Source organism: Klebsiella sp. Sb-30 (genome assembly GCF_057652795.1).
This window is the reverse complement of sequence record NZ_CM172749.1, coordinates 975803-998241: the sequence shown is the minus strand read 5'-3', so window position 1 is coordinate 998241 and position 22439 is coordinate 975803. Positions and strand designations below refer to the sequence as shown.

General features: G+C 59.1%; 15 protein-coding genes, 1 tRNA gene and 1 riboswitch. Of the genes, 2 read left to right on the top strand and 14 right to left on the bottom strand.

What is annotated here, in order from left to right; translation table 11 throughout:
• The first annotated feature begins 27 nt into the window (after window positions 1-27).
• Window positions 28-104 (top strand) — tRNA-Met (locus AC236I_RS04795).
• 220 nt (window positions 105-324) lie between these two features.
• On the opposite strand, the gene cobS is transcribed toward AC236I_RS04795, so the two are convergent.
• The 6 genes from cobS to amiC all read right to left on the bottom strand — a co-directional run bounded on the left by cobS (window position 325) and on the right by amiC (window position 6938).
• Window positions 325-1068 (bottom strand): adenosylcobinamide-GDP ribazoletransferase, encoded by a 744-nt coding sequence (gene cobS / locus AC236I_RS04790; protein ID WP_004867049.1) that lies wholly within the window; start codon window positions 1066-1068, stop codon window positions 325-327.
• Window positions 1065-1610 carry a bifunctional adenosylcobinamide kinase/adenosylcobinamide-phosphate guanylyltransferase gene (cobU, locus tag AC236I_RS04785; RefSeq protein ID WP_004867051.1) on the bottom strand — a complete coding sequence of 182 codons (546 nt, stop codon included), beginning with the start codon at window positions 1608-1610 and terminating at the stop codon, window positions 1065-1067. The genes cobS and cobU overlap by 4 nt, the downstream gene beginning before the upstream one ends.
• Window positions 1604-3127 (bottom strand): cobyric acid synthase, encoded by a 1524-nt coding sequence (locus AC236I_RS04780; RefSeq protein WP_032718183.1) that lies wholly within the window; start codon window positions 3125-3127, stop codon window positions 1604-1606. The genes cobU and AC236I_RS04780 overlap by 7 nt, the downstream gene beginning before the upstream one ends.
• A gap of 97 nt (window positions 3128-3224) precedes the next feature.
• A complete protein-coding gene (gene cbiB / locus AC236I_RS04775; protein ID WP_044349742.1) occupies window positions 3225-4184 on the bottom strand; it encodes an adenosylcobinamide-phosphate synthase CbiB in 960 nt (319 codons plus the stop codon).
• A 157-nt stretch (window positions 4185-4341) separates the two neighbouring features.
• Window positions 4342-4503, bottom strand: a riboswitch (cobalamin riboswitch).
• Window positions 4504-4584: 81 nt separating this feature from the next.
• Complete coding sequence (gene cobD, locus AC236I_RS04770; protein WP_004867057.1) at window positions 4585-5670, bottom strand: threonine-phosphate decarboxylase CobD; 1086 nt, start codon at window positions 5668-5670, stop codon at window positions 4585-4587.
• A 14-nt stretch (window positions 5671-5684) separates the two neighbouring features.
• Window positions 5685-6938 (bottom strand): N-acetylmuramoyl-L-alanine amidase AmiC, encoded by a 1254-nt coding sequence (gene amiC / locus AC236I_RS04765; RefSeq protein WP_004867059.1) that lies wholly within the window; start codon window positions 6936-6938, stop codon window positions 5685-5687.
• 227 nt (window positions 6939-7165) lie between these two features.
• On the opposite strand from amiC, the gene argA reads away from it, so the two are divergent.
• Window positions 7166-8497 (top strand): amino-acid N-acetyltransferase, encoded by a 1332-nt coding sequence (argA, locus tag AC236I_RS04760; protein ID WP_004867060.1) that lies wholly within the window; start codon window positions 7166-7168, stop codon window positions 8495-8497.
• 163 nt (window positions 8498-8660) lie between these two features.
• On the opposite strand, the gene recD is transcribed toward argA, so the two are convergent.
• The 8 genes from recD to AC236I_RS04720 form a co-directional block, all read right to left on the bottom strand.
• The gene (gene recD, locus AC236I_RS04755; RefSeq protein ID WP_126509404.1) at window positions 8661-10499 is read right to left on the bottom strand and encodes an exodeoxyribonuclease V subunit alpha; all 1839 of its coding nucleotides are present in this window, start codon (window positions 10497-10499) and stop codon (window positions 8661-8663) included.
• The gene (recB, locus tag AC236I_RS04750; RefSeq protein ID WP_487608703.1) at window positions 10496-14044 is read right to left on the bottom strand and encodes an exodeoxyribonuclease V subunit beta; all 3549 of its coding nucleotides are present in this window, start codon (window positions 14042-14044) and stop codon (window positions 10496-10498) included. Before recB ends, recD begins: the two co-directional genes overlap by 4 nt.
• On the bottom strand, window positions 14041-16926 hold the full coding sequence (gene ptrA / locus AC236I_RS04745) for a pitrilysin (protein ID WP_075808244.1): 2886 nt from the start codon (window positions 16924-16926) through the stop codon (window positions 14041-14043). The genes recB and ptrA overlap by 4 nt, the downstream gene beginning before the upstream one ends.
• A gap of 123 nt (window positions 16927-17049) precedes the next feature.
• Window positions 17050-20421, bottom strand: a complete 3372-nt coding sequence (gene recC / locus AC236I_RS04740) for an exodeoxyribonuclease V subunit gamma (RefSeq protein WP_064367862.1) — start codon at window positions 20419-20421, stop codon at window positions 17050-17052.
• 12 nt (window positions 20422-20433) lie between these two features.
• On the bottom strand, window positions 20434-20700 hold the full coding sequence (locus AC236I_RS04735) for a prepilin-type N-terminal cleavage/methylation domain-containing protein (protein ID WP_249807876.1): 267 nt from the start codon (window positions 20698-20700) through the stop codon (window positions 20434-20436).
• 41 nt (window positions 20701-20741) lie between these two features.
• A complete protein-coding gene (locus tag AC236I_RS04730) occupies window positions 20742-21149 on the bottom strand; it encodes a DUF2509 family protein (protein ID WP_325939341.1) in 408 nt (135 codons plus the stop codon).
• Window positions 21146-21703 carry a prepilin peptidase-dependent protein gene (locus tag AC236I_RS04725; protein ID WP_407046377.1) on the bottom strand — a complete coding sequence of 186 codons (558 nt, stop codon included), beginning with the start codon at window positions 21701-21703 and terminating at the stop codon, window positions 21146-21148. The genes AC236I_RS04730 and AC236I_RS04725 overlap by 4 nt, the downstream gene beginning before the upstream one ends.
• Window positions 21700-22167, bottom strand: a complete 468-nt coding sequence (locus AC236I_RS04720) for a prepilin peptidase-dependent protein (protein WP_015585839.1) — start codon at window positions 22165-22167, stop codon at window positions 21700-21702. The genes AC236I_RS04725 and AC236I_RS04720 overlap by 4 nt, the downstream gene beginning before the upstream one ends.
• Window positions 22168-22439: the final 272 nt, after the last annotated feature.

Below are 22439 nucleotides of genomic sequence, written 5' to 3'. Positions count from 1 at the left end.
ATTTACTCGATGAAGAGTAAAGACGGACGCGGGGTGGAGCAGCCTGGTAGCTCGTCGGGCTCATAACCCGAAGGTCGTCGGTTCAAATCCGGCCCCCGCAACCAACACAATGAACACCCTGACGGGTGTTTTTTTGTTTCTACGTACCGGTCACGGTCACGCCAGCAATACTCTCTACTCTTCTTCCCCGCCGCCAGTCAGGCGCGATGGATACCCGTCACGTTAATACTGACCTTTTCTTACCACGATGATGTCAGATGCGCCATCGCCTCCCCTTACGGAGCGGAAATGGCGCACGATGCTAAACATGGCAAATAGCCGGACTTACAGCAGCGCCAGCAGGAAAATCAGCTCGCCCAGCTCAATCGCCGCCCCCAGCGTGTCGCCGGTTTGCCCGCCCAGGGTGCGTTTCAGCAATTGCCCAAGAACAAAAATGGCCACCACGGCGATCCCCAACGCCGCCACGCCGTGCATGCCGGGTAGCAGCATGGCGGCCAGAATTGCCGCTACGCCTAGCGTCACGCAGGTTTGTCGCCCGCTTACTTTGCCGATAAATACGTTACCCAGACCTTCTTCGCGGGCGTAACGATGGCGATACATCAGCAGCACGGCGACGCCACGTCCGGCGGCACAAGCGGCCGCCAGCGCGGCCAGCACCGACGTTCCACGCAGCGCCAGCTCGCTGACAACCAGCACTTTTGCCAGTAATACAAAAATGAGCGCCAGCCCGCCGTGGGTCCCCAGTCGGCTGTCGCGCATAATCTCCAGCATCCGTTCCCGACGCCGGGCGGAAAAAACGCCGTCGCAGGTATCGGCGAGGCCATCGAGGTGAAAACCACCGGTCAGCAGCGCCAGCGCTAAAATGCTAAACAGCGCCGCAAGCGGAAGACCACACCAGGATTGAACGGCAAGAAATACCAGCCCGCTCAACCCTCCCAGCAGCGCCCCGACCAGCGGGAAAGTGACGATTCCCCGGACATACCGATCGATCTCCAGCCCCTGCGACCAGCGATCCGGCACCGGTAAGCGACTGAGAAAAGAGAGCGTAGCCCAGAATAATTTGATCATTTAATTTTGACTCCAATACCTGATACCACCAGCCAGACCTCATCCGCTGCCGCAGCCAGGCGCTGGTTAACCCGGCCGGCAATATCGCGAAAATGCCGCGCAAGGCGGTTTTCCGGGACAATCCCCATCCCCACTTCATTGGTGACCAACACCACTTTTGCCGGGCAGCGCTGGCACGCGGCAATCAGCGAGTGGATCTCCTCGTCTATGATCCGCTCCATTGCTGCATAATCCCAGTCGTCCGGGGAGCTCTCGCCCCCCTGAGCAAACAACATGTTGGTCACCATGGTCGTCATACACTCCAGCAGCACGGCTTCTTGCGGATCGTTACGCGGCGTAATGACCTCATCGAGATGGTGCCAGCGTTCGACGGTGCGCCAGTGCGCCGGGCGGCTATCGCGGTGGTGCTGGATCCGCTGCGCCATTTCGTCATCCACGATCTGCGAGGTCGCGAGATACAAAACCTGCGGTGAATCGGCGATGAGCGCCTCGGCGTGGCGGCTTTTCCCGCTGCGGGCGCCGCCGGTAACCAGAATCAGCATGATGGCTCCTGATGCTGCTGCATGATGTGGTAAATCTTTTCGATATCAATATGCTGGCGCATGGCGTCGGCCAGGATATCGAACTGTTGCGATTTGTATTGCGCATAGTGAAGAGTGGCATTCAGCGCCTCCAGCCCTTTGCGCCGACGCAGGCCGTTGACCAGCGCGCGGGTGAAATCATCGCTGTCGAACAGGCCGTGCAGATAAGTGCCGAATACGAGTCCGTCATCCGTCATTGCGCCATCCGCCACCAGCTCACCCTGTTTCTCCAGCTGCATCAACGGACGACAGCTCCCGTTAAGAGTCGTTTTCCCCATATGAATTTCGTAACCTCGCACCCGCAGAGCAGACGCTCCGGCCAGCCAGTCCGGCAGCGCGTTCGCCATTGTCGCCTCGACCTGAGTGGTGGTTTTATGTCGGGCAAACTGCGTCACGGTATTGAGCAGACCGAGGCCGGGCTGCGTCCCGAGGCCGGATTCCACCTCATCGACAATTGTCTCGCCCAGCATTTGATAGCCGCCGCAGATCCCCAGCAGCGGAATCCCCTGCTGATGCGCCTGCAAGACACCCGCCGCCATCCCACAGTCGTGCAGCCACTGCAGATCGCCCAGCGTATTTTTACTGCCGGGCAGGATAACCAAATCGGCCTGCGCCAGCTCCTGCGGGCGTCTCACGTAGCGCACGCGGACATCCGGCTGCGCCGCCAGCGCGTTGAAATCGGTGAAGTTTGAGGTATGGGGAAGCTGCACGACCGCGATGTCGATCTCGCGCTTCGCGGTGCTCAGATACTTCCCTTTCTGCAGCGCCACGCTATCTTCATCCTCCAGATCGACCTCCAGCCACGGCAGCACTCCCAGTACGGGGACGCCGGTTAATGCTTCGATCTGTTCGATTCCGGAATAGAGTAGCGCGATGTCGCCGCGGAATTTATTGATGATCACCCCTTTCACCCTGGCGCGCTCCTGCTCCTCAAGCAGCGCCAGCGTCCCGTAGATCGCGGCAAAGACGCCCCCTCTGTCGATATCGGCAACCAGGATCACCGGGCACTGCGCCATCTCCGCCATCCCCATATTGACGATATCGCGATCGCGCAGGTTGATCTCCGCCGGGCTACCGGCCCCTTCCAGCACCAGCACATCATACTCCTGCGCCAGGCTGCGGTAGACCGAGAGGATCTGTTCGCGCAGGCGCGGTTTATACTCGTGGTAGCTCACCGCATCCATATCGGTCGCCACTTTGCCCATCAGCACCACCTGAGCTTTCAGGTCGCTGGTGGGTTTCAGCAAGACAGGATTCATCCGCACGTCGGGTTCGATACCGGCGGCTTCGGCCTGAAAGATCTGCGCCCGGCCCATCTCTTTACCGTCTGCCGTGATCCCCGAATTAAGCGCCATATTCTGCGATTTAAACGGCGCCGTACGCCGGCCATCCTGATAAAAAATGCGGCATAAACCGGCCACCAGCACGCTTTTACCTACATCGGATGCCGTTCCCTGCAACATGATTGCCTGCGTCATGAGGCCTCCTCGTTCGCGTTTTCTCGCATTATTCTCCCATCCTGCTCTGTTTTATGCTGCTACTGCCCCGCTGCCAGAAGGCCATGCGGATCTCTTTTCAGGCCATCCCTGTCCATAGATACCGCGCGGCCATAAACATCACCAGCGCCAGCGTCGAGGCGACCCACATCAGACGCAGGGCACGGGGAATATCCTCGACCGAAATATCGCGTACGGCGTCGCCAATCCAGGGTTTGTCCACCCGCTGGCCAAAATAGTCATTCGGGCCGCCGAGTCGGACGCCTAACGCGCCGGCGACGCTGGCTTCCGACCACGCGCAGTTGGGGCTGCTGTGTTGATAGCGATCGCGCCAGCCAATACGCAGGGCGCCCGCGCCATCATAGCGACATAACCACGCCGCGAGGCTGAACAGCAGCCAGCTCAAACGCGCGGGAATACAGTTCGCAACATCGTCAAGGCGGGCGCTGACCATACCAATAGCGCGATATTTTTCATGTTTATACCCCACCATGGAGTCGAGGGTGTTGACCGCTTTATAGGCCATCGCCAGCGGCGCGCCGCCCAGCAGCAGGAAAAACAGCGGCGCAATAATGCCATCGACAGTGTTTTCTGCAACCGTCTCCACCACCGCGCGATTTATCTGTTCAGGCTGGAGCTGTGAGGTCTCGCGCCCGACAATCCATGAGAGCTTTTCCCGGCTTAGCGCCACATCGCCCGCGCGCAGCGGGCGTTCGACTTCCCGGGCGGAATCCGCAAGGCAGCGGCCGGCCAGGACCGTAAAGATCATCCACACTTCAACGCCCCAGCCTAGCCAGGGATGGAGACTTGCCGCCAGTTTCAGTACGCTCCAGGAGAGGAGCCAGGTCAGACCGACCACCGTCAGCCACATCAGCGCGCCGCCGATGCGCAGCGCGCGGTCGCGATGGCAATAGCGGCGCACGATACGTTGAGTCAAGGTGATGAGATTGCCGATCCAGCGCACCGGATGCGGCCAGCGCGGCGGGTCGCCGATGATAAAATCGAGCATCCAGGCCACGCACCAGGCAAGTAACGTCATCGCCCGGGCCTCGTTGCCGCCCGCCAGCGGGCGGCAATGGATGAATGGAGTCGTACCGCCATACCCTGTTCCTGTTCAGAGTGGTCGGGGTGTAAAGGTGCGCCTGACGCCGTCTTGCGACGGCACGCATCTGAGCAACCCACTTCCCACCGAAGTTGTTGGTAATGACCGACAGGCAGGTTTTCTGGCTTAGCGTCATCCTCGCCCGCCCTTCCCGGATTCGCGGCCGGTGGTATTTACGGGGTTGTCAGCATCACAGCAGCGGGGGCTGCGGAGGCGTTTCACCCCCTTCCCTTGCACCTGTTGGTTACCCTGCTGCTGCATCCGGACTCTCGTCAGACCGGGTGTCTGAAGCAACAGGCGGGCTATTATGCCATACGGATGAGCCGGTCGCTTGCAGTCAGAGGGGGGCGGAAAGGATGGCGCTGAGCGCCGTAAGCAGCCGTTGATTCTCCTCAGGGCTGCGAATCGCCACGCGGTAATAACCGTTTCCCAGTCCCGGATAGTTAGCGCAGCTGCGAATCAAGATATGCTGCTGCAGCAACGCCTGCTGCAGATCGGGCTCCGGGAGATGGCAACGTAAAAAAAGATAGTTCGCCCGCCCCGGATACACGGTCAGGCCAGGAAGCTGACGGAGAGCCTGATAAAATCGACTTCCCTCCTGCGCCAGCCATCGCCAGGTGGCCTGCTGATAGGCGCTATCCTTGAGCGCTATTTCCCCTGCCAGAGCGGCAAACGCGTTGATCGACCACGGCATTTGTTTTTCGCGCAGGCGGGCTACCGCCCGTTCATCGCTGTTAACCAGATAGCCCAGACGCAGGCCGGGAATGGCGTAGAATTTGGTGAGTGAGCGGAGCACCCAGATATGCGGATTATGCTGTAGAAAGGGGATAAATCCCGGCTGGTCAGGAATGAAATCAATAAACGCTTCATCAAGAATAAGCGCGATGCCGGCGTCCCGGCAGCGGGCGGCAATCGCGTCAAGCAGCGGGCGTGCCGGCAGCAGGCCGGTCGGATTATTGGGCGTACAGAGGAACAAACAGTCCAGCTCTGGCGTCAGCACATCGAGAATCGCGTCGGTCAACTGCCAGCCATCCTCTTCACGCAGCGCGAACTCGAGGAGAGTGCAATCGACCGTCTGCAGCGCGCGGCGATATTCTGCAAAACCAGGTTTCACCACCATCGCCGTGCGCGGCTTCAGCCCGTGAACGAGCGTAAAAATGGATTCGGTTTCGCCATTGCCTGCCAGGACCCACGATGCGGGAATACGGTGGTGCTCCGCCAGCGCAAGGTGCAGCTGCTGGTATTCAACGTCAGGGTAGCGCTCCGCCAGGGCAAGATTATCGATAAGCGCCCGTCTGACGCTCTCGGGCATGCCAAGAGGATTAATATTGGCGCTGAAATCCCGCAGCTGCTGCGCCTCAATGCCCAGCAGCGCAGCGGCTTCTCGGGTATTACCGCCGTGCACGCTCTTCAGTAGCGCCATCTCCCGCTCCCGTATTATCCGCGCCTTGCCAGCGTGGCGCCATCGGCGAAGTAGGCTTTAATCCCCGCCAGTATCGACTCAGCCACCTGCTGCTGGAAAGTCGCCGTTTTCAGCTTACGCTCTTCTTCTACGTTACTGATAAACGCCGTCTCCACCAGGATCGACGGAATATCCGGCGCTTTCAGCACCGCGAAGCCCGCCTGTTCGACCTGGTTTTTATGCAAATTATTGATTTTTCCCATTTTTTGCAGCACCGCCTTACCAAACTTCAGGCTATCGGCGATGGTCAGCGACTGCACCATATCGAACATCGTATGGTCGACATAGCGATCGCCGCTCTTGCTGACCCCCCCGATCAGGTCAGAGGCGTTCTGGGTCTGCGCGAGGAATTTCGCGGCGGTACTGGTGGCCCCTTTGGTCGACAGGGCAAATACCGATGAGCCTCGCGGCTGTCGGCTGGTAAAGGCATCGGCGTGAATCGAAACGAACAGATCGGCGCGCTGCTTTTGTGCTTTGGCCACGCGAACCTTCAGCGGAATGAAGACATCTTCATTGCGGGTCATGTAGGCGCGCATGTTGCCCTCTTTTTCGATCAGCGCCCGTAGCCGACGGGCAATCTGCAGCACCACATCTTTCTCACGGGTATGGTATTTGCCGATCGCGCCGGTGTCTTCGCCGCCGTGGCCCGGGTCAAGCATGATCACAATAGGTCGGTCGCGCCCGGCTTTACCCGGCTTCGGCCCGCTTTCTGCCGGCGGGACCTGACGGTCGAGATCGCCTTTGTTGTAATCTTCCAGTAACGCCAGCAGCGGATCCTGAACATCGGTGGCGGTCGCAGGATAGAGATCCATCACCAGACGTTCTTTAAAGCCGGCCACCGGTGCCAGGGCAAAGAGCTGCGGCTTGATGTTCTGTTTGAGTTCAAAGACCATGCGCACGGTTTGCGGATCAAACTGGCCGACGCGCGCGGACTTAATATAAGGGTCATCATCGCGAATACTCGCCCCCATGCCTTTTAGCACGGAGTTAAGATTGACGCCTTCCAGATCCACCACCAGCCGTTCCGGATTGCTCAACGCAAACTGCCGATATTTCAGCACATGACTGGATTCTACCGTAACGCGCGTATAGGTTGACGACGGCCAGACGCGTACGGCGACGACCTGCGCGGCGGCCGCTAAACCCAGCGGGCTGACGCTCATTAACCACATTGCGCCCGCCCCCTGTAAAAAACGACGGCGGCTTAATCCTGACTTGTATCCCGGCATGCCACTCCCAAGCAATAAAACGTATTCGTACTCAAAACAGACAGATTGACCGGAAACTTTAACGAAAGCTGCATAACCTGTCATCAATAAAAGGGTAAACAATCTTAGGCAGTACGCATTTGATCACAGATTTTTATCAGTTTCGTCGCAAATTTAGACTTGCGTTTAACGCCAAAACAGAATAAAAATACACTAATTACGAATAATCATGCATTGAGGGTTGGGTCATGGTGAAGGAGCGTCGCACTGAACTGGTAGAAGGATTCCGCCATTCTGTCCCCTATATTAACGCTCATCGGGGAAAAACGTTTGTCATCATGCTCGGCGGCGAAGCAATCGAGCATGAGAATTTCTCCAGTATTGTCAATGACATTGGCCTTTTGCATAGCCTGGGCATCCGCCTGGTGGTGGTCTATGGCGCACGCCCGCAGATTGATGCCAATCTGGCAGAGCATCACCACGAACCGGTCTACCATAAACAGACCCGCGTCACCGACGCCAAAACCCTCGAACTGGTGAAACAGGCTGCGGGCATGCTGCAGCTGGAAATTACCGCGCGTCTGTCAATGAGCCTGAATAATACCCCGCTGCAGGGCGCCCATATCAACGTGGTGAGCGGAAACTTTATTATCGCTCAGCCGCTGGGCGTCGACGACGGCGTGGATTATTGCCATAGCGGGCGCATCCGCCGTATTGATGAAGAGGCGATCCATCGCCAGCTGGATAACGGCGCTATCGTGCTGATGGGCCCGGTTGCCGTTTCCGTCACCGGCGAAAGCTTCAATCTGACCTCGGAAGAAATTGCCACCCAGCTGGCCGTTAAGCTGAAGGCGGAAAAGATGATCGGTTTCTGCTCGTCGCAGGGGGTTTACAACCAGGATGGAGTGATTGTTTCCGAACTGTTCCCCAACGAAGCTCAGGCGCGTGTGGAAGAGCTGGAGGCGGAAGAGGATTACAACTCCGGCACGGTGCGTTTTCTGCGCGGTGCGGTTAAGGCCTGCCGCAGCGGCGTGCGGCGTTGTCACCTGATCAGCTATCAGGAAGACGGGGCGCTGCTGCAGGAGCTGTTCTCACGCGACGGTATCGGCACCCAGATCGTCATGGAAAGCGCCGAGCAGATTCGCCGCGCCACCATTAACGATATCGGCGGTATTCTTGAGCTGATTAGCCCGCTGGAGCAACAGGGCATTCTGGTGCGCCGCTCCCGCGAACAGCTGGAGATGGAAATCGATAAATTCACGATTATTCAGCGCGATAACACCACGATTGCCTGCGCTGCGCTCTATCCGTTCCCGGAAGAGAAAATCGGCGAAATGGCCTGCGTCGCGGTGCATCCGGACTATCGCAGCTCATCGCGCGGGGAAGTGCTGCTGAACCGCATTGCCACCCAGGCGAAGCAGATGGGATTGAGCAAATTGTTTGTCCTTACTACCCGCAGTATTCACTGGTTCCAGGAGCGCGGCTTTACGCCGGTCGATATCGATCTGCTGCCGGAAAGTAAGAAAGAGATGTACAACTACCAGCGTCGCTCCAAAGTCATGATGGCCGATCTCGGCTGATGTCACCGCCGCGGATCGCGGCGTAAACGCCTTATCCGGGCGACCTCTCCTCCGCCCCCCGGAGCCAGCTCATCTCACATTTTCCCCGGCTAAGCGCTGCGCCAGCCGGGGAAACCGCTGGCGGTTGAGCCGGCGATCCCCGGCTAGCGGCTGAAGGTTAAAGTTACACGCCGCTGGCAAAAATGTCCGCCAGCCCGCTGCGCCGCTCGGTACGGGCGACGATAGACTGGGTTAGCACCTGTTCATCGGCATAAATCGAGAGCCGCTGTTTTGCCCGCGTGATCGCGGTATAGACCAGCTCGCGGGTGACCAGCGGTACGATTTTGGCGGGCAGAATCAACGCCGCATGGTCAAACTCCGACCCCTGCGATTTATGCACCGTCATCGCCCAGGCGGTGTCGTGCTCCGGCAAACGACTTGGCTGCACCGATTTAATGCTGCCATCCGGCATCGGGAACCAGACCCGCAGCCCCTCCCCTCGTTCCAGCGCAATACCGATATCGCCATTAAACAGCCCCAGCGCGCTGTCGTTGCGGGAAATCATCACCGGACGCCCTTCATACCAGCGTGAATGCCTCGGCAGCGTTATCGCCCGCCGACGGTTAAGCATCTGCTCCAGCTGTTCATTCACCCCGCTGACGCCGTAAGGGCCGTCGCGCAGGGCGCACAGTAGCTGAAATTCACCAAAGGCGGCGATCAGTGCCTCCGGCTCGGCCCGCTCGCGAAGCAGCTGCAAATAGCGACCGTATCCTTCCTGCGACTGCTTTAGCATGACTTCATACTCTTCAGTCGTACTCAGCGGATGCAGCACAATATCCTCGAAGGCCTGGCGTAACGTCGCTCTGACGCCGTGACGATCGCCGTTGTTCACGGCGCGAGCCAGGCTACCGATGCCGGAATGGCTGCCAAAACGATAGCTTTTTTGCAGCAGGCACAGGCTGTCGCGCAGCGCGCCGGCGACATCACTTTCTCCCGCCGGCACCGGGTGGCCGGTCAGCCTCTCCAGCTGCGCCGCACGTCCGGCGGTATAGCCGGCATTGACCCAGGCACAAATATCCCCGAGCACCGCTCCGGCCTCCACCGACGCCAGCTGATCGCGGTCGCCGAGGAAAATAACCCGCCCGTGCTCCGGCAGGGCATCAATCAGCCGCGCCATCATCGGCAGGTCAATCATTGAAGCTTCATCCACCACCAGCACATCGAGGTGCAGCGGATTACCGGCGTGGTAGCGCATCCGTTGGCTACCGGGCTGAGCGCCCAGCAGACGATGCAACGTGCTGGCTTCGGTAGGTAACAGCGCCTTCTGCTCATCGGTTAGCGGCAGGCGACGCAGCGCCTCCCCCAACGATTCCGTCAATCGTGCCGCCGCTTTCCCGGTCGGCGCCGCCAGTCGGATACGGCAGCGCGGTTGCCGGGTTGTCTGAATCAACGCCGCCAGCAGTCTGGCGACGGTGGTGGTTTTTCCGGTGCCGGGACCGCCGGAAATCACCGAAATACGGCGGGTCAACGCCACTGCGGCGGCAACTTTTTGCCAGTCGATCTCATCGCTGGCGGGGAACAGCGCGTCCAGCGTTCGGGCCAACAGGGCCTCGTCAACGTCCACAACCTGGTTAGCTTCGTTGAAGAAGCGGGCGACGGTCAGCTCATTACGCCACATCCGGTTGAGATAGAGTCGGTCGCCGCACAGGACGATCGGCGTTGGACGTTCGCCACCGCTGACCGCCTCCGAAGCAAGCAGCAGCGCGGACCAGTCATCGGGGACGCCCGCCTGGGCCAGCAGCTGTTCACGCAGTTCGTTGGTTTTACCGCTCAGAAACTCGTCCGTCCGCAGACGCGCTATCGGCAGACAAACGTGCCCTTCGCCGGCATCACGGCTAAGCACCGCCGCCGCCAGCTTCACCGCCGGATGCGCCTCTTGCGCCACCATCAGGGCAAACTGCACATCTAACGGGCGCAGCAGGCGCTGACTGGCCGCTTCCAGCAGCAGTTCATCCATCGTCATGACAGAACCTCCTGAACGTCTCCGGCAAACAGCGCATCGAGACCGTCAATCAGCGGCTGCGCGGGACGGGTGGTGAAAATGCCCTGCTCGCCCCCCTGCCCGTCCATGCCGCGTAAAAAGAGATAAATAACGCCGCCAAAATGGCGTTCGTAGTCGTAGTCCGCAATGCGGTGTCGCAGGTAGCGGTGCAGCGCCAGACTATAAAGCTGGTACTGCAGATCGTAGCGATGCGCCCGCATCGCCTGTTCCATCGCCTGACGGGTGTAGGCCTCGCGGTCCTCTCCCAGCCAGTTCGATTTATAATCCAGCAGGTAATATCGGCCGTTATGGCGGAAAACGAGGTCGATAAAGCCTTTTAACATCCCGCGGACCTGGCGGAAGTCGAGCAGCGGGCAATCTACGGAGAGCGGATCGTAGCGGCGAATCAGCGCGTCCAGACGCAGCGGTTCCAGCGGGCGTTCGATCGGCAAATAGAAGGCCATTTCGACCTGCTTATCCATCGCGGAAAGTTGGTTCAGCGCAATCCCGGCCCCCGGTAACGGAGTCCGGAGCACGTCATCCAGCCACTGCGTCAGCACCGGCGTCCACTGCTCACCGAAGCCGCCGGACTGCAGCTTTTCCGCCATCCAGTCAGCAGGCACTGGTTGGGTAAAATCGAGATCTTCAAACAGGCTGTGCAGGAATGTCCCCGGCGATGCGCCGCGCGGAAACTGATGCGGCGTAAGCTGCGGTTCTGCGGCGACGTCACCGACGCCGGCGGCATCAACGTCAAGACGCGGCAACAGATCCTGAGCCGCGCTCTGACCATGCTGCTGTAATCCGGAATAGCTGGTCACCCGCCAGTCATCGCTAACCTGACGCTCAAGGCTCCTGGCGGACAGCGGCGGCAGCGTCTCCTGCGGCGCCTGCCAGGGCGTAGCATCCGGGACAGTGGCCATTTGCAGCGCGATATCTTCGCCGCAGAAGGCTTGCAAACACGCAGCCAGCCCGGCGGCATCCATGGCTTCGGCGCCTTGTAGCAGGCGCCCGAGCGCGCTCTGATGAAAATCGCTGGCGCCGGGTTTGTCGCTGCGTCGGGTGCTCAACGGAGCCACGCCGAGACTGCAGTGCCAGACCGCGCGGGTCAGCGCGACGTACAGCAGACGTAAATCTTCCGCCAGGCGCTCCGCCTCCGCCAGCTCCAGACTGCCCTCATCCTGACCAAGATCGAGCACCGCGGCAAACGAGTCGCGATCGTGATAAAACGCCTGATCCTGTTTGCGGAAACGAGCAATAAACGGCAGCCAGACCAGCGGGTATTCCAGCCCCTTTGATTTGTGGACGGTGACGATTTGCACCAGATGCTTATCGCTTTCCAGGCGCATCTGCTGACTGGACGCATTGCTGTCCGGTTCGGCGATATGCTGCGTCAGCCAGCGCACCAGCGCATGTTCGCTTTCCAGCTGGCTGGCCGCCTCCTGCAGCAGTTCGCTGATATGCAGGATGTCGGTTAAACGGCGTTCACCGCCGACCGTCACCAGCAGGTTTTCCGCAATCTGCCGCGCGCTCATTAGCGCCCGCAGCATCGGCATCACCCCGCGCTGGCGCCAGATTTGCCGGTAGCCGCTGAACTCTTCAACCAGCGCGTCCCACGCTCGTTCATCCTGGTTGAGGCGTTCAATATCCAGCGCATTCAAGCCGAATATCGATGTTGCCAGCGCACTGCGTAGCGTATTTTCTCGTTCGGGAGCCAGCACCGCCTGCAGAAGCCATAAAATCTCCTGCGCTTCCGGCGTGTCAAAAACGCTATCGCGGTTAGAGAGATACACCGACGGGATCGCCAGCGCCCGTAAGGCCTCCCGGATCAGCGAGGCTTCCTGACGGTTACGTACCAGAACCGTGATATCGGAGGCCTGAACCGGCCGGGCGGCGTTGTCGTTACGCCAGAGCAACGCGCGCCCCTGTTGACCGGCGCTTAGCCAGTCGCGAATTTGCGCCGCGCATAGCTGCGCCATAAACGTCTGATAATCACCGGATCCCACCGCCTCGCCCGGCATCAGCCAGATGTTCATGGCCGGAACCGCGTCGTTATCTACGGTAAAGCGCAGCCCGTGGTTTTTCCCGGCCGGCCTGACCGGCAAGAAAGGGATCTCCCGGAACATAAAGGGGTTATCGCTCAGGCTGAACAGGCGGTTAACGCTTTCAACCATCCCGGGAGCAGAACGCCAGTTGGTATCCAGCGTATAGTGAGCCGCCACATCGCCACGCGCTTTCATATAGGTGAAAATATCCGCGCCGCGGAAGGCATAGATGGCCTGCTTGGGGTCGCCGATTAACAGCAGCGCCGTCTCCGGCTGCTGCCGCCAGATACGGCGGAAAATTCGGTACTGCTGCGGGTCGGTGTCCTGAAATTCATCAATCATCGCCACCGGGAAACGCTGACGAATGGCGCTAGCCAGCGCTTCTCCGCTCTCGCCGCGCAGCGCATCATCCAGCCGGCTGAGCATGTCATCAAAACCGAGTTCGCCGCGCCGACGCTTTTCCCGGGCGACCGCTTCGCGGATCTCCACCATCGCCCTGGCGATAACCAGATCCGTCAGCGTCAGCGGAGAAGCCAGCAGCTCTTCAACCGCACTGAACAGTGGATGCACCGGCGGTTCACCGCCTGCTTTGGTTCGTTCATGTAAGAAGGGCTGCGAGAATTTCTCCAGCGCGTCAGGAAGCTGGTAGCCGAGCGTCTCTTCCTGCGCCCAGGCGTTGATTTTCTCTATCCACTTTCCCTGATTGCCGCGATTGAATTTGCGGCGGTCGAGACCGGAGTTCTCCAGCACCGCCTCAATCTCTGCAACCTGTTCCCGCCACTGTGTTTTCATGGCGTTAATTCGCGCAATGATTTGCTGATGGCGTTCGGCCAGCGTCTCTTCTGCCGCCGGCGGGGATTTGAGCTGCGGGGCTTCGCCCTGCAACCAGCGATCGAGGGATTTCAACAGATCGCGCGGACCTTTCCACGCTTCATGAATGACGGCGGCGATCTCCCGCGGCAGCGGATAGCAATGTCGACGCCAGAAGTCGGCGCAGGCCTGGTAACGCAGCCGGGATTCATCTTCGATCAGCTGCTGCTCAAAGAGCATCCCGGACTCAAAGGCATTGAGGCTCAGCATTCGCTGACAAAAGCCGTGAATGGTAAATACCGCCGCTTCGTCCATCTGTCGTTCCGCCAGCAGCAGGGTATTCGCCGCCTGGTTCTTATCCGGAATTTCAGCCAGCAGAGCGCTATAGAGGGGATCGGTCGCGCTGTCGCGCAGGCAGGCAATACGCAGCTCGTGGATATTGCTGCGAATACGGCCGCGCAGTTCTTCGGTGGCCGCTTCGGTGAAGGTCACCACCAGCAGCTCTTCCACGCTGACCGCACGAGGAAAGGCGGATTCCCCGCCAAGTCCCAGCAGTAGCCGCAGGTACAGTGCGGCGATGGTAAAGGTTTTTCCGGTGCCCGCAGAGGCTTCTATCAGGCGCTCGCCCGTCAAGGGCAAGCGCAGGGGATCCAGAGACTCGGCGGTTTCGGTCATTCGTTCTCTCGCATCAGGGGTAAGGATTTCTGCAACGCGCTGACGCTTTCCCAGACTTTGCCACCTTCAGGGTGGACGTAATCGGTCTTGCCATTCTGGCTGCCGGAAATCTGGGACAATATCGCCATGCCTTGCGGAACCACCACCGTCTGATGGAAGAAATCGGCAAGTTTTTGCGGCGTCAGCAGTTTAATCTGAGCCACTACTTTATCACGTGAATCGAAGCGCATATTACCGCGATCGAAATCTTTGCTCAGCTGCGAGGCTTCGCCGCCCAGCGTTTGCGGCGCCTGGGTCATCTGACTTATCACCGCCTGCTGGATCTGCGCAAACTCTGCCGGGCTCATCGCCCGCAGTTTAGCTTCCGCGGTCGGGAAGAAGGCCTGGAAGCGCTGCCAGAGGAAAGCAGGCTGTTTATCGCTGCTTTGCAGCAGGAAGCCCATCCCCCACTGGCGCCCGATGTTCATCGGGAAAGCAAACACCGCGTAGCCAAGCTGCTCTTCGGTACGCAGCTGGTTATAGAACCACGGCTGAATAATCTGCCCGAGCAGGGAGCTGGCGGCGGAGCTGCTGTATTCATCCACGTTCGGCGGGGCGAAGACGGCGGCCAGCGCCGAATCGGTGCTGTTACCCGGTTTTTCAAAAATCGCCAGCTGCTGACTGTTGATCAGGACGTCTTTGTTGCGACACCACTCATTGCCATCAGATCCCAGCTGCTGCTGGATCTGACGCGCCATGGCGGTGGACTGTTCGGCGGTGAGGTTGCCAATCACCAGCAGCTCCGGGCGCCCTTTCGCTTTCAGGTTGTCACGATAGGCCAGCACCTCTTTCAGGCTAATTGACGGCAGCAGCGCCCGCCGCTCCTCGCGCTGGAAATAGGGCACCTGGGACAACATCTGAACCGGCATGATCGCCTGGTCGTAGGCTTTGCCTTTGTCCGCCGAATCCATCATCTGCGCATACCAGGATTTAGCCTGCTCCAGCTGCTCTTCGGTCGGCGTATAGCTGAAATAGCCGTCCAGTAACGCGGTAAACAGCTGAGGCAGCCGCTGGGTGTAGCCATTGGCATTGACCATTAACCCGTTATTGGCGCCGGTTGAGAAAGAGATGCCGCCCACCGCCGCCTGGTTGCTGAGCTGATCGAGAGCGATGCCTGCCAGATAGTCATTCAGCGCGAACATGACCTGGCTACGGGCGCTGTCCATGGCCTGCGGATTACGCAGCACCAGCGAAACGTCAGCCTTTGGCTCGCTGGCGAAGAACTGACTGGGCGCATAGACCACCCGCAGCGTCGGCTCATCAACGATCAGCTGCGGATGCGGGTAGGCTTTATCGCTTTTAATCAGCGTAAAATCGTCAGGAATATACGGGTTCAACACCGGCAGCTTCAGGTCGATAGCGCTCGCCTTCTGCTGCCAGTCGCTAAAGGTCTGCGCGCTGATCTTGTCGACCTGATACGGCGCATTCACAAAGTAAGCGCTCTTGTTATGCGGTTCCTGCGGGCTGATATACCAGACGCGGGCATTTTGCGGCGTCATCATCGCCAGCCGCTCTTTAATCGCCTGCGGGTCGTAGCGATCGGCTATGTTGACCACGTCCAGCGCATGTTCCACCGGTACGCGAATCATGGTATCCGCCAGCCATTCCACATAATCCATATCGCGGTTGATCGATGGATAGCGGAAATCAAGCGCCAGAACGTGGGACAGCTCATCGAAATAGCGTTTGTCGATGCCCTGGCTACGCAATAGGTTAAGGTAGCTGAAGATCGCCGCCGCCACTTCATCACGGTGCGCCAGACCTTTGTCGGTCAGGGTCGCCGAAATCGCCAGCACGCCGCTGTTGCCGTTGACCGCCGGATCGGAATCCGCTCGAATACCCTCGACCAGACCTTGCTGCTGCAGCCAGTCAGATAAGGTTCCCGGGCTGCGGTTACCGATCATGTAGGTCACCAGCTCGTCGGTTTTGCTGCGGAATTGCTCGCTGTTGTTATCAATACGGAATTCAACGCGCAGCACTTTGCGCGGCATTGCCGGGACATAGTGAATGATGATGCCCTTTTGCGCATCGGTCACGACCGGAACGGTGATTTCCGGTTTATTGATATTGTGGTTTGGCACCCGACCATAGGTTTTCGCCGCGATGCTCGCCAGTTCCGGCAGCGGTTTGTTGCTGTAAATGACCGCCTTCATCAGGTTCGCCGAGTACCAGCTGTCGCGGAAAGTATGCAGAGCGTCGAGCACCGGTTTACCGGGCTTGTCGCTAAGCGTCTCGAGGTTACCGCCGGAAAAATGCGATGCCGGGTGCGCCGGGTTAATGGTTTCTGCACTCACCTGCGCCATGCGCATCCCGTCACGGGTGCGCGCCATGGTCAGCTCGGCGTTGACCGCATTACGCTCGCGATCGGCATATTTTTTATCCAGCAGCGGAGCAGCAATGGCATCCGCCAGACGATCGACCGCGCCGTCAAGGGCATCGTTTTCGACTTCAAGATAGAAGGCGGTGCGATAAGGCGCGGTACTGGCATTATGGCTGCCGCCGTGCATTTTCAGAAATTCGGCGAGGCTGTCCGGCTGCGGATAATTTTGCGAGCCCATCAGCGTCATGTGCTCCAGAAAATGCGCCAACCCCTGATGATCGGCGGGATCCTGCAGCGACCCCACGGGCACCACCAGCGCAGACAGTGATTTCACCGCCTGCGGATCGGAAACCAGCAGAACCACCATGTCATTATCCAGGCGAATGGCCTGATACTGTCGGGGATCTTTTTCGCTTTTACGAATGGTTTCCTGAATCGGTTGCCATCCGGTATCTGCCTGACTTAACGGCGCCCAAAGGGCAGCCAGTACTAAAATAACCTTGAACCATACACTGCGGGGCATTCACGAACCTCATCATTAACAAACTTTGCGCTGACTGCGTCAGCGTTATGCACATCAGTCCGTGATTGGTTGCGCATGATAATTGAACACCTTATTCTGCGCAATTTTTATACTATTACAAATTTATTCGGGCTGATGGAAACGAAATATCGGCAACAGGTAGCGCTGTGTTTGCGTAATAATTTCTTCATAGTAAGCCGGTTCAAGCGTGCGCCAGAGGCGTTGATACCACACATCCGTCCCTTCGCCACTGACCACCATATTACCTTCATAGACCTGAAGAAATTTGCTACGCGCTTTTTGTTGCGTCTCTTCGTCCGTTAACATGACATCCTTTTCAGCGTCATAACAGACTTTTAGCCATGCACCGCCGCTTTCTGGCAGTAACAGCAGCGGTCTGGACATGCCTTGCAGGTAACCCTCTACCAGCTGATCAAGGTACGCTTTGGCCTGTTCCTGCGCCAGCGGCGGGAAACGCCATTCGCCCTCTTTGCGCACCAGCAGCCGGCTTTCACCGGTTCCGCCGCTAGCACAGTAGACAAGGTGTTCCAGCCAAAGTTGCATCCCCTGTGCGACGCTCAGCAGCGACGGTCGCCAGCGCAGCAGGCCGTCAGATTGTACCTGCTGTAGCCACCCCGTAATGTTGACTCCGTTACATTGCAGATCGATTTCCATACTCTGCCCCGGCTGGCGGCTGGCAATGACCCGCTCCGCAAGGTTCTGCATCTCCTGACGCTGCGTCTCCCAGGCCAGCTCGCCAAAAGCACCAAAGGGCAGCTCTCCCGCGGCGCGAAAGCGACGGTACATCGTCGACGCATCCTGTTGTTCAATCAGCGTATTCAGCAGCTGCTGGTTCAGTTGATAACGGCTAAGTCCTTCGAGGGTGAACGGCTCATCATCGGGGATGTCACTCTCTTCAGAACGGAAGTTGACCCGCAGGCGCTGCTGAAAAAAGGCGCGTACCGGGTGTTGCCAGAATCGCAGCAGCTGTTCAAACGGCAGCGTTTCGATAGCCGGCGCCGGCAGCGGCTGGATAAAGTCGCTATGCGCCTCTCCCTGCTGGCTGGCAGCCGCCAGCCACTCCCGGGCGTAGCTCTGATATTCGTCATCACGGAAGTTGGCCGCATCAAAGGGCATTCGCGTATGCAGATGCGTGATATGTGTTTTGACCCGTCGCTCACTGGCGTCACAATCCAGCGCCTCATCCCCGGCCAGGCAGTGGCTCTGGCCAATATAGTCCGCCAGTTCTTGCACCAGCACCGAAGGGTAACGTTCGCTATTATCCTGAATCGAGCGCCCGATGTAGCTGATATACAATGTCTGTTCGGCGGACATCAGCGCTTCCAAGAACAGATAGCGGTCATCATCGCGACGGCTGCGGTCGCCGCGCTGCGGTTTCTGACTCATTAAATCGAAGCCCAGCGGCGCCAGCGTCCGCGGATAAACGCCGTCGTTCATCCCCAGCAGGCACACCACCTTGAACGGTATAGAGCGCATTGGCATCAGGGTACAGATGTTGATCGGTCCGGCGAGGAAGCGCTGGCTGATGCGCTGCTGGTCCAGCCGCTGCGCCAGCTCATCGCGCAATAAAGACAGAGGAACGGAGTGCTCATATTGTGCCTGGGCTCCTTCGCCAATCACCGCCTGCCATTGCTGTTCAATCAGCGCCAGCGCCGCTTCGGTGTCGCCGTCGGGCAGGAAAAAGTCATTTAGCAGTTCGCGACAAAGCGGCAGCCATTCCGCCAGCGGACGCTCCTGCACCAGCTTCCGGCGCCAGAGGTTAAGCTGCATCAGCAGCGAAGCCAGATTACCAACCAGCTCAGCGATCAGCCCGCTGGATTCATCATAGGGCAGGACCGACTGCCACTCACCCTGGCTGCTGTCCATCGCATAGCCCAGCAGCATGCGCGTGAGGCCAAAGCGCCAGGTGTGTTGCCCGGTGGCGGGGAGATCCAGTTCGCGCACATTATCGTCATCCATTCCCCAGCGCACGCCGGATTCATTAACCCACTGACGCAGATAGCGCAGCCCCTCTTCGTCAATGTTAAAGCGCGCGGCGAGCACCGGAACATCAAGCAGAGCCAGGACATCTTCGCTGGCAAAGCGGCTGTCGGGCAGAGAAAGCAGCGTAATAAACGCCTGCAGAGCCGGATGCGATTCGGTGGCGCGCCGGTCGGAAATCGCCCACGGTAGCCAGCGTTCGCCGCTGGCGCTGCCGAATACCGCCTGAATGTAAGGGCTGTAGCTGTCGATATCCGCCACCATCACGATAATATCGCGCGGCGTCAGTTCAGGATTCTCCTCCAGCATCGCCAGCAGCCGGTCATGCAGCACCTCGACCTCACGCTGCGGACTATGGCAGACGTGGAGGGTCAGGCTACGATCGTCCAGAGCAAGCGGGCGTTTGCTGTGGCTGTGGGCAAACTCTTCGGCGCTTCGCCCGGCCACTGCGGCATTGCGCAGTTCGAGGATATCCGCCTGTAAATTATGCAGCAGATTATCCGGCGTTATATCGACAAAAGCGTCCAGCTCTTCATAATGTTCCAGCCCGGCCAGCAGATAGATATAGTCACGCCCCAGCTTCCCCCAGGAGGCGAGCAGCGGATTACCGACGTCCTGTTCCCCTGCATCGTTAAACAATCCCGGCGCCTGCCCGCTATCGCGAAACAGCGGGAGTTCGCGCGGTTCACGATGATGACGGCGCTGGCGTGACATCAGTTTCGCCAGAAAGGCCGGGTCTTTTATATCGCCCCAGTAGTAACGACAGGGGTTGGTGAACAGCACATACACATCGACGTGCTTGCCCAGCGCCTGCAGCGCCTGCAGATAAACCGGCGGCAGCGCCGAAATCCCGCAAATAAAAACTCGCGAAGGCAACCCGGCCGGAGGTTCATCCGCCGCTTCCAGCGTGCTGATAAAGCGCTGGTACAGATTGGCGCGGTGCCAGAGCGGCTGCCCCAGCGCAGCGGTATGTTCGACCAGCGCCTTCCATAACGGCGCCTGCCACTGCTGGGCGTCGCCGAGGCCATCGACGCGTTCATCTGCCTCCCAGCGCATCAGCCACTCCGGGCGATAGACCAGATACTGGTCATAGAGGTCGGCGACCCGGGCTGCCAGCTGAAACAGTTTGCGCTTGTCGCTATCGTCGCTGAGATAGTGGCGTAGCAGCGTAAAAGCCTCATCGTCAAGACGCTGCGGCAGGAGGGTCATCAGTTTCCAGCTCATGCTCTGCTTACTGAAGGCGCTTTCCCCGGGGATATCCGACAATACGCGGACAAACATATCCCAGATAAAGCTCGCCGGGAGCGGGAAGTCGATATTGGCGGCAATGCCAAACCGTTTTGCCAGCGTCATCTGTAGCCACTGCGCCATCCCGGTACTTTGCACCAGCACCATTTCCGGTTTGAAAGGGTCATCCAGCCGCTGGCGCTCGACGATAAATTCCATCAACGCTTCAAGAACATCCAGACGGTTTGAGTGGTACACCCTTAACATATTCGCTCCTGACTACTGACTGACCGGGCAATGCAGCCGGGTCATCTGCACCCGTTTATCAACGGGCATGGTGATCGTTACCGTGATGCTGACACATCTGGCCGCCGATGTCTGCAAGCGGGTAACGGACCCGCCGGGTGGAATCTCCGGAGGGTTCATCTGGCCATAGCGCCACGCGTCGCGCCACAGCTGGCGATATTGATTTAACTGGATAAAACCATTGGCCAGCCCACGCTGGTAGCCGCCAAGGGCGGTCACCACCATAACCAGTAACGTCATCGCCAGCAGCGTTTCCGGCAGGCTAAAACCTTTTTCATGGTTCACGGCATCCGACACAGATTCGCCTCCGTTAGTGGACAAAAGTCGCTCCAGCCGTGGGGAGAAAAGCGCACCACGTCCTCTTCAATACGACCAGATTGCCACAGCAAAATGCGACCGCCGCTGGCGATTAACAGGACGGAGGCATCGTCAAAAATGCGCAGGCAGACGCGCCAGCCCTCGGCAGCAGAATCACGGCAGGCGTTGGCATCGTGTACCGTCCACACCAGAGTTTTTCCCCACTGTAGCGCGGAGTGCGCTCCAGCCGTTTCGCGGATCGCCTGAGTTTCACCCGCGGTTTGCGCCAGCAGAGAGCGCTGCTGCTGGTTCAGCCCTTGCAATAACATACTGCCAAGCGCCAGCAGCAAAAGCACCATCAGCAAGGAGGAGGCTCCCCGTTGGCGGTTCATAAGTTATACCCGGTCACGCGATATTCCGCCTGGGCCGAAATATGGCGATCCGCAACCGCGTGCGCCGCCAGCGTGACGCTGAGCTCCGGAGCAAATCCGGCGATATCCTGGCGGGAAACCTGAAAATGGGTCACGTTGAGTGCGCCGGGATTCGTCATTTTTTCCCAGCCTCCGTCGCTGCAGCTGGTCGCACCGCGCCGCGTTTCCAGCGCCCCGTTGTTCAAACGAAATCCTGTCGCATCAGATATCGCTTCCGGCATGGCATCCCACGCGCCGTTGCTATTACTATCCCAACGGACGATCGCACAGCGCCCCCCGCTGGCAATCAGCAACGGTTGTCCTTCGCACTGCCCGGCGCAATAGCCCGCCCGCTGGAGATGTTTTGCTACCGTATATACGCGCTGCCAGAGTTCGTTATCCAGCGACTGCTGCTGCGTCTGCCGCAGCGCCTGCCGTTGCAGGGCAGGCAGAAAACGCGCTGCGCCCATCAGTAAAATCGCGCCGATGGCCATTGAGATAAGCGTCTCGGCCAGCGAAAAACCCCGGGGAATCAGAGGCACGATGCGTTCTCCTCGTTGCGGCACAGGCGAATTCGCCCCCAGCCAGATACGATAATATTCCAGCTCCCCTCCGCGCTTTGCAGCCGGATATGCCCGGCCCAGGCGCTGTTACGCAACCCGTAAAAACCTAACCCCGGCGTGATGTGGCTGAGCGCCACTTCCGGCCAGCGCGGCCGCAGCGTAAACGGCGTTGCTGTCGCACACTCAGCCAGCGCATCCTCGGCGCTCAGACACCAGCCGCCGCCGCTTTGCCCCACGCTCACCAGCCGGTTGCGGTTATGCCAGTTGGCGTCGTCGCGTAGCAGCACCAGATAGTCGCGTACCTGGCTGGCGGTTTGCCATAAGCGCTGTTGCTGCTGCCAGCTCTGCCAGCCATACAGCCCCCCTGCGCTGAGGATAAGTACCAGCGTCAGCGTTATCAGGGTTTCAATCAGGGTGTAGCCACGTTGTCTGTTCATCCCGCGAGTATGGGGAAAAAACGGCGCGGAGACGACGGGCAAAATAGCCTTTCACGAAGCGTGTCGAAGCCAGACATCAGGTTTGCAGACGATTGCAGAAAATCAGGGAGCGTGTTTGCGCAGGCAAAAAAACCGGCGCCTCAGGTACGAATGCCGATCGTTTGAGGGGCGGCTGACCGATCCGGCAAAGGTGTAAGAATCCGTCATCTCAAAGAGATTGCCGATTTTTATCCGGCGCTGTCAGGTTTTCAACACTTCTGCAGGCGAGCCTG

What these genes read in the sequence shown, in the direction of transcription:
- cobS (WP_004867049.1), bottom strand. Translation starts at nt 1,068, where the DNA reads ATGATCAAATTATTCTGGGCTACGCTCTCTTTTCTCAGTCGCTTACCG.
- cobU (WP_004867051.1), bottom strand. Translation starts at nt 1,610, where the DNA reads ATGCTGATTCTGGTTACCGGCGGCGCCCGCAGCGGGAAAAGCCGCCAC.
- AC236I_RS04780 (WP_032718183.1), bottom strand. Translation starts at nt 3,127, where the DNA reads ATGACGCAGGCAATCATGTTGCAGGGAACGGCATCCGATGTAGGTAAA.
- cbiB (WP_044349742.1), bottom strand. Translation starts at nt 4,184, where the DNA reads ATGACGTTACTTGCCTGGTGCGTGGCCTGGATGCTCGATTTTATCATC.
- cobD (WP_004867057.1), bottom strand. Translation starts at nt 5,670, where the DNA reads ATGGCGCTACTGAAGAGCGTGCACGGCGGTAATACCCGAGAAGCCGCT.
- amiC (WP_004867059.1), bottom strand. Translation starts at nt 6,938, where the DNA reads ATGCCGGGATACAAGTCAGGATTAAGCCGCCGTCGTTTTTTACAGGGG.
- argA (WP_004867060.1), top strand. Translation starts at nt 7,166, where the DNA reads ATGGTGAAGGAGCGTCGCACTGAACTGGTAGAAGGATTCCGCCATTCT.
- recD (WP_126509404.1), bottom strand. Translation starts at nt 10,499, where the DNA reads ATGACGATGGATGAACTGCTGCTGGAAGCGGCCAGTCAGCGCCTGCTG.
- recB (WP_487608703.1), bottom strand. Translation starts at nt 14,044, where the DNA reads ATGACCGAAACCGCCGAGTCTCTGGATCCCCTGCGCTTGCCCTTGACG.
- ptrA (WP_075808244.1), bottom strand. Translation starts at nt 16,926, where the DNA reads ATGCCCCGCAGTGTATGGTTCAAGGTTATTTTAGTACTGGCTGCCCTT.
- recC (WP_064367862.1), bottom strand. Translation starts at nt 20,421, where the DNA reads ATGTTAAGGGTGTACCACTCAAACCGTCTGGATGTTCTTGAAGCGTTG.
- AC236I_RS04735 (WP_249807876.1), bottom strand. Translation starts at nt 20,700, where the DNA reads ATGACGTTACTGGTTATGGTGGTGACCGCCCTTGGCGGCTACCAGCGT.
- AC236I_RS04730 (WP_325939341.1), bottom strand. Translation starts at nt 21,149, where the DNA reads ATGAACCGCCAACGGGGAGCCTCCTCCTTGCTGATGGTGCTTTTGCTG.
- AC236I_RS04720 (WP_015585839.1), bottom strand. Translation starts at nt 22,167, where the DNA reads ATGAACAGACAACGTGGCTACACCCTGATTGAAACCCTGATAACGCTG.